The 7840-nt window shown below is 55.2% G+C and carries 7 protein-coding genes; 2 read left to right on the top strand and 5 right to left on the bottom strand.

The features are described 5' to 3' along the window. Positions 1-278: hypothetical protein (locus OGX81_RS21325; RefSeq protein WP_286487639.1), on the top strand; the 278-nt coding region annotated here is incomplete at its 5' end. A gap of 292 nt (positions 279-570) precedes the next feature. Here OGX81_RS21325 and OGX81_RS21320 read toward each other — a convergent pair. Beyond that, positions 571-1002, bottom strand: coding sequence for a universal stress protein (locus OGX81_RS21320; RefSeq protein WP_012134612.1), 432 nt, complete (start codon positions 1000-1002; stop codon positions 571-573). 261 nt (positions 1003-1263) lie between these two features. Next, a complete protein-coding gene (ssb1, locus tag OGX81_RS21315) occupies positions 1264-1800 on the bottom strand; it encodes a single-stranded DNA-binding protein SSB1 (protein WP_047459655.1) in 537 nt (178 codons plus the stop codon). A gap of 250 nt (positions 1801-2050) precedes the next feature. Between ssb1 and uvrA the strand changes: the two genes are divergently transcribed. Then, positions 2051-4873 (top strand): excinuclease ABC subunit UvrA, encoded by a 2823-nt coding sequence (gene uvrA, locus OGX81_RS21310; protein WP_012134614.1) that lies wholly within the window; start codon positions 2051-2053, stop codon positions 4871-4873. Positions 4874-4968: 95 nt separating this feature from the next. On the opposite strand, the gene OGX81_RS21305 is transcribed toward uvrA, so the two are convergent. From OGX81_RS21305 to tyrB, 3 genes are all read right to left on the bottom strand, one after another. Beyond that, positions 4969-5325 (bottom strand): MmcQ/YjbR family DNA-binding protein, encoded by a 357-nt coding sequence (locus OGX81_RS21305; RefSeq protein ID WP_012134615.1) that lies wholly within the window; start codon positions 5323-5325, stop codon positions 4969-4971. A gap of 249 nt (positions 5326-5574) precedes the next feature. Beyond that, on the bottom strand, positions 5575-6288 hold the full coding sequence (gene aphA / locus OGX81_RS21300) for an acid phosphatase AphA (protein WP_012134616.1): 714 nt from the start codon (positions 6286-6288) through the stop codon (positions 5575-5577). Positions 6289-6594: 306 nt separating this feature from the next. Then, complete coding sequence (gene tyrB / locus OGX81_RS21295) at positions 6595-7788, bottom strand: aromatic amino acid transaminase (protein WP_071257673.1); 1194 nt, start codon at positions 7786-7788, stop codon at positions 6595-6597. Positions 7789-7840: the final 52 nt, after the last annotated feature.

Here is a 7840-nt window from a genome sequence, read left to right as displayed (position 1 = left end):
AGCGCCTTATCCGGCCTACGGGAGTGAATTTTGTAGGCCCGGTAAGCGAAGCGCCACCGGGCATGGCGACGGATGGCGGCACAAGCGCCTTACCCGGCCTACGGGAGAGGGATTTTGTCGGCCCGGTAAGCAAAGCGCCACCGGGCATAGCGCCGGATGGCGGCGCAAGCGCCTTATCCGGCCTACGGGAGAGAGGTTTTGTCGGCCCGGTAAGCGAAGCACCACCGGGCATGACGCCGGATGGCGGCGCAAGCGCCTTATCCAGCCTACGGGAGTGAATTTTGTAGGCCCGGTAAGCGAAGCGCCACCGGGCATGACGCCGGATGGCGGCGCAAGCGCCTTATCCAGCCTACGGGAGTGAATTTTGTAGGCCCGGTAAGCGAAGCACCACCGGGTATGGCGCCGGATGGCGGCGCAAGCGCCTTATCCGGCCTACGGGAGTGAATTTTGTAGGCCCGGTAAGCGAAGCGCCACCGGGCATGGCGACGGATGGCGGCGTAAGTGCCTTATCCAGCCTACGGGAGTGAATCTTGTAGGCCCAGTAAGCAAAGCGCCGTCGGGCATGGCAGATTAACGAATGACCATCACCGGAATTTTCGCGTACCGCAAAATATTCGCCGCAGCCGAACCGAGCAAATGCGTTGCAATACCCGGCTTGCGCGAACCGATGATAATCATCTCGGCGTTATGCGCTTCTACCGCGTTATTTACTTCATCACGAATATTGCCATGACGGACTTCAAAACGAATATTCTCCAACGGCGTTTTGAATTTTCTCGCAAGGTTAAGCATTTTCTCTTGCGCATCATTCGTCATGTATTCCTCGTATTTTCTGATATCCGAGGCAAAACCACGCATTGGGGAGGTACCCAGTTTAGGGAACACATGCAGCAGATGGATCACGCCGTTTTCTTTGTCCACCATATGATCAGCATAGGCAATGGCTTTGTCAGAGAGATCCATCGCCAGAATATCAACGGGCATTAAAATAACTTTATTCATGATGATTTCCTTAAGTTAGCTGACAGGCTAATCACATATCCCTGAAAAGACCTGGCAAGATTCAGCATTCATTTGACCAAAATAACGGGGGAATAATAATCAATAATACCCTGTCTTTTTTGATCATAAGCAAGAAAGGAAATAACCCATAAAGTCTGTAGATATATTTACGTCCGGTGACAAAACTGACAAGCCTGCTATTTAATTGCACGCTATTTCAGCCAAAAAAAAAGCTCCCGTGAAGGGAGCTTTTTAAATTCATCAGAACGGGATGTCGTCGTCGAAATCCATTGGCGGTTCGTTAGACGGTGCCGGAGCGGATTGTTGCTGCGGACGGGACTGCGCGCCGCCGCTGAACTGGTTGCCGCCCTGCGGTTGCTGAGGCTGACCCCAACCGCCCTGCTGCTGACCGCCGCCCATATTGCCGCCAGCCGGAGCGCCACCGCCCTGACGGCCACCCAGCATCTGCATGGTGCCGCCCACGTTGACCACCACTTCAGTGGTGTATTTGTCCTGACCGGACTGATCGGTCCATTTACGGGTACGCAACTGACCTTCAATGTAAACCTGAGAACCTTTACGCAGATATTCGCTGGCCACTTCCGCCAGTTTGCCGAACAGCACAACGCGGTGCCATTCCGTCTGCTCTTTCATCTCACCGGTCTGCTTATCACGCCAGGATTCGGAAGTAGCCAGCGTAATGTTGGCAACTGCGCCACCATTTGGCATGTAGCGTACTTCCGGGTCCTGGCCCAGATTACCGACGAGAATCACCTTGTTTACGCCTCTGCTGGCCATGATCGAGTCTCCTGAAAAACGTTTCTGAATAAGTGTAAACGCGCGATTGTAGCATTACCAATAGCGTTTTTACTACGATGCGAGGCTGATTCCAGTAAACAACCTTGGGCGGACATTGTTACACAGTAGCCTGTGTTTTGCATTCCAATACTGTATATCCATTCAGGTTGAGTTGTGTCATAATTAACCGTTTGTGATCGCCGGTAGCGCCATGCGGCCGGGAAAAAGCGTTTTAATCCGGGAAAGGTGAATGGATAAGATCGAAGTTCGGGGCGCCCGCACCCATAATCTCAAAAACATCAACCTCGTCATCCCGCGCGACAAACTGATTGTCGTCACCGGGCTTTCGGGTTCTGGCAAATCCTCGCTCGCTTTTGACACCTTGTATGCCGAAGGGCAGCGTCGTTACGTTGAATCCCTTTCCGCGTATGCGCGTCAGTTTCTGTCTTTGATGGAAAAACCAGATGTCGACCATATTGAGGGGCTGTCGCCCGCTATCTCAATTGAGCAGAAATCGACATCCCATAACCCGCGCTCTACGGTAGGTACAATTACCGAAATACATGACTATCTGCGTCTGCTGTTCGCCCGCGTGGGTGAACCGCGCTGCCCGGATCATGACGTCCCGCTGGCGGCGCAAACCGTCAGCCAGATGGTGGATAACGTGCTGTCTCAGCCGGAAGGCAAACGCCTGATGCTGCTGGCGCCCATTATTAAAGAGCGCAAAGGCGAGCACGCCAAAACGCTGGAAAACCTGGCCAGCCAGGGCTACATCCGCGCCCGTATTGATGGCGAGGTCTGCGATCTCTCCGATCCGCCGAAGCTGGAGCTGCAAAAGAAACACACCATTGAGGTCGTGATCGATCGTTTCAAAGTCCGTAGCGATCTGTCCCAGCGCCTGGCGGAATCTTTTGAAACCGCACTGGAACTCTCCGGCGGCACCGCGATCGTCGCGGATATGGACGATACGAAAGCGGAAGAACTGCTCTTTTCCGCCAACTTCGCCTGCCCAATTTGCGGCTACAGTATGCGCGAGCTGGAACCGCGTCTGTTCTCGTTCAACAACCCGGCGGGAGCCTGCCCGACCTGTGACGGCCTCGGCGTACAGCAATATTTCGATCCCGATCGCGTGATCCAGAACCCGGAGCTTTCTCTGGCTGGCGGCGCGATTCGCGGCTGGGATCGCCGTAACTTCTATTACTTCCAGATGCTGAAATCGCTGGCGGAACACTATAAGTTCGACGTGGAAGCGCCGTGGGGAAGTCTGAGTCAGAACGTGCATAAAGTCGTTCTGTACGGTTCCGGCAAAGAGAGCATCGAGTTCAAATACATCAACGATCGTGGCGACACCTCCGTGCGTCGCCATCCGTTCGAAGGCGTGCTGCACAACATGGAGCGCCGTTACAAAGAGACGGAGTCCAGCGCGGTACGTGAAGAGTTAGCTAAATTCATCAGCAACCGTCCGTGCGCCAGTTGTGAAGGCACGCGTCTGCGCCGTGAAGCTCGTCATGTCTTCGTCGAGAATACTCCGCTGCCTGCGATCTCCGACATGAGCATCGGCCATGCGATGGACTTCTTCAATAATCTCAAGCTCGCAGGCCAGCGTGCAAAGATTGCTGAGAAGATCCTCAAAGAGATTGGCGACCGCCTCAAGTTCCTGGTAAACGTCGGCCTCAACTACCTGACGCTGTCCCGTTCGGCAGAGACCTTGTCCGGCGGCGAAGCCCAGCGTATCCGTCTGGCCAGCCAGATTGGCGCGGGGCTGGTAGGCGTGATGTATGTGCTGGATGAGCCGTCTATCGGTCTCCATCAGCGCGATAACGAACGTTTGCTGGGAACGCTGATTCACCTGCGTAATCTCGGCAATACCGTGATTGTGGTGGAGCATGACGAAGACGCCATCCGCGCCGCCGACCATGTGATCGATATCGGCCCCGGCGCTGGCGTACACGGCGGTCAGGTCGTGGCCGAAGGGCCGCTGGAGGCGATTATGGCGGTGCCGGAATCCCTCACCGGCCAGTACATGAGCGGCAAACGCAAGATTGAAGTGCCGAAACAGCGCGTTCCCGCGAACCCGGAGAAAGTGCTGAAGCTGACCGGCGCGCGCGGCAACAACCTGAAAGACGTCACCCTGACGCTGCCGGTTGGCCTGTTTACCTGTATCACCGGCGTATCCGGGTCGGGTAAGTCTACGCTTATCAACGACACACTGTTCCCGATTGCCCAGCGCCAGTTAAACGGGGCGACCATTGCGGAACCTGCGCCGTATCGTGATATTCAGGGGCTGGAGCATTTCGACAAAGTCATCGACATCGACCAGAGTCCGATTGGCCGTACGCCGCGCTCTAACCCGGCAACGTATACCGGCGTGTTTACGCCCGTACGTGAGCTGTTCGCTGGCGTGCCGGAATCACGCTCACGCGGCTATACGCCGGGACGTTTCAGCTTTAACGTGCGCGGCGGGCGTTGCGAAGCCTGTCAGGGCGACGGCGTCATCAAGGTTGAAATGCACTTCCTGCCGGATATTTACGTACCGTGCGACCAGTGCAAAGGCAAGCGCTATAACCGCGAAACGCTGGAGATTAAGTACAAGGGCAAGACTATCCACGAAGTGCTGGATATGACCATCGAAGAAGCGCGCGAATTTTTTGACGCCGTTCCGGCGCTGGCGCGTAAGCTGCAAACGTTGATGGACGTGGGTCTGACCTACATCCGTCTCGGTCAGTCCGCCACCACGCTCTCCGGCGGTGAAGCACAGCGCGTGAAGCTGGCGCGTGAATTGTCGAAACGCGGCACCGGGCAGACGCTGTACATTCTGGATGAACCGACCACCGGTCTGCATTTTGCCGATATTCAGCAACTGCTGGACGTGCTGCACCAGTTGCGCGATCAGGGCAACACCATTGTGGTGATTGAGCACAACCTGGACGTCATTAAGACGGCGGACTGGATTGTCGATCTCGGCCCGGAAGGCGGCAGCGGCGGCGGCGAAATTCTTGTTTCCGGGACGCCGGAAACGGTCGCAGAGTGTGAAGCGTCACATACTGCCCGTTTCCTCAAGCCAATGCTGTAATAATGCCCGATGGCGCTGCGCTTATCGGGCCTACAGAATATGCGTAATAGTTTGTAGGCTCGATAAGGCGCTTGCGCCGCATCCGGCAAAACGGCTCACGGCTGCACCAACAGCTTACGCTTGTCCTCCGGCAGGGTACTTACCGCCAGTTGATAAGAGGCATCCACCAGATAATAGATTTGCGAATCCGGTAGCGAACCATCCAGGTAGACGGTGCTCCAGTGCGCTTTATTAAGATGTCGGCTTGGTCGCACATCGCTGTGTTGCTGGCGCAGCAACTCCGCCAGTTCAGGGCTGGTTTTCAAAGATACCGCCGGGCGATTTTCCACCTCTTTCACCATGGCAAAAAGCACATCTTCAACCTTGATTTGTGTGGCTTTCCAGTCACTGTGAACGCTCTGTTCCGCGCCTGTTTTTGCCATGCAATATTGCAGTAACTCCGAATTGGTCATCTTCTTATTCCCCTTTTAAGCATATTGCCCCACTGAGAACGTCTCTTACTCAGTTTGCAGCAAGTCCGCCAAAGGTAAAAGCCAGCAGCTCAATTTTGTTCAAAAAAACAGCGATTGAGAATCTTGCCGGATGATGTCACTGTAGGCCGGATAAGGTGCCTGCACCGCCATCCGGCACCCGTGCCGCTTATTGCCTGATGGCGACGCTAATGCGTTTTATCAGTCCTGGGGCAAAAGGTTCCGCCGGTTTTAATATTCCGAGTTCACAATCACCTCTTCCCCAAACGCGCCGGCCTGCGGCAACGGTTTATAGGTAGAGTTGGAGGCGCGCAGGATGCGGATGCCACGAATGCCCGCGTCACGGGCTGCCGTAATGTCATTGTCGGAGTCGCCGTAGAAGATGCGGATATTTTTCTCCTGTAGCCACTGCGTTTTGGTGTTCTGGCCCGGCTTGTCGCCTGCAAAAATCACAGGATTCATATTGGCTGCGGGAATGTGGAAATCATCAGCCAGCGTTTTCGAGACGGTTTCGGTTTTCGTCTGGCTCCGCCCCGTGACAAAAAAGATGCTGTCGCCACGCCGGACGTGCATATCAATAAGCAGACGCGCCACCTCTTTCGGAATGCTGAACTCATCCCAGCCGTTGTTCATCTTCTCCCAGAATGCCGGATTTTTCAGATAATCCTCGCTTTCTGGCGAATAGACTTTTTTGCCGCGCCAGAAGCCAGGGCTGGAAAACAGCACGGTGTCATCAATATCAAACCCGACAGCAATGGGAGGACGACCCGCCAGGCTATTTTCGATCTGCGCGACAGAGACCCAGTGGATGGGAGATTGCTCGGCGAGTTTCGCAACGTTGGTGCCAGGATTTAGCGGCGACGGCGAGGACGCCAGGGCGATTGCTGAATTATTTAACGTGAAAAGTAAACAAAAGGCGCTCAAGGCCAAGGTTATCTTGCGCATATTTTTCCCTAAATAGTCAGTTAGTTATGATTTTTAATTATATTGACTGGTCAAAAAACTCTCTGACCATAACCCCAGCGGCAGGTGAAAGGAAGAATTTTCTGCGGTTTTGTTACAGAAAAAGAGGATGATCACATATGAATGGAGGGGCAGCGCTGCTCGCCCGGTGGCGCTACCGCTTACCGGGCCTACGAGTTGCTTTGTAGGCCGGATAAGGCAACGCCGCCATCCGGCAGGTCGCCCCCGGGCCTACGGGCTGCTTTGTAGGCCGGATAAGGCAACGCCGCCATCCGGCAACACAATCACTTACATCACCGCAGCAAACGCCTTCGCCACGCGCTGGACATTGCCGGAATTCAGACCCGCCACGCACATGCGTCCGCTGGCGATCAGGTAGACGCCGAACTCATCACGCAGACGGTCCACCTGTGCAGCGCTCAGGCCGGTATAGCTGAACATGCCGCGCTGTTGCAGCAGATAATCAAAGTTACGGCCCGGTATCTCGGCATTCAGGACATTCACCAGTTCCTGACGCATCGCCAGGATACGCGTACGCATTGCTTCCACTTCCGCCAGCCAGCTGGCTTTTAGCGCCTCATCGTTCAGTACGGCGGCAACCACCTGCGCGCCAAAATTCGGCGGGCTGGAGTAGTTACGGCGCACGGTGGCTTTGAGCTGACCCAACACGCGGCCTGCGGCCTCAGCGTCTTCACAGACCACCGAAAGCCCGCCCACACGTTCGCCATACAGCGAGAAGATCTTCGAGAAAGAGTTACTGACCAGCGCGGGCAATCCGGCGCTGGCAATGGCGCGAATCGCGTAGGCATCATCTTCCATACCGGCGCCAAATCCCTGATAGGCAATGTCGAGGAACGGAATCAACTCGCGCGCTTTCAGGATCTCAATAACCGCATCCCACTGCGAATGGGTTAAATCAGCACCGGTCGGGTTATGGCAGCACGGATGCAGCAGCACAATGCTGCGGGCAGGCAAAGTGTTGAGGGTCGCCAGCAAGTCGTTGAAACGTACGCCGTTAGTGGCGTTGTCATACCAGGGGTAAGTACTTACTTCGAAACCAGCGCCTTCAAAAATTGCGATGTGGTTTTCCCAGGTCGGGTCACTGACCCACACGGCGGATTCAGGAAAATAACGTTTCAGGAAATCCGCCCCTACCTTCAGCGCGCCGGAACCGCCCAGCGTCTGAATTGTCGCCACGCGTTGCTGCTGAAGAACCGGATGATCGGCGCCAAACAGCAACGGCGCAATGGTATGGCGATAGGTATTGAGACCTTCCATTGGCAGGTACAGCGACGCGCCGTGCGGCTGCGCATTAATCCGGGCTTCCGCTTCGGCAACGGCTTTAAGCTGAGGAATGATGCCCTCTTCGTTGTAATACAGACCGATGCTGAGATTCACTTTGTCGCTACGCGAATCCTCTTTGAAACGCTCCATAAGCGAAAGAATCGGGTCGCCAGCGTAGGCGTCAACTTTTTGAAACACGCTGTGGTTCTCCAGGTTTACAGGCAGGGGGTTAAAACACAATAAACCGGAA

Source organism: Citrobacter sp. CK206, assembly GCF_030333125.1.
Taxonomy (GTDB): domain Bacteria; phylum Pseudomonadota; class Gammaproteobacteria; order Enterobacterales; family Enterobacteriaceae; genus Citrobacter_B; species Citrobacter_B koseri.
The sequence above is the reverse complement of the archived record's forward strand: the minus strand, read 5'-3'. Positions and strand labels throughout refer to the sequence as shown.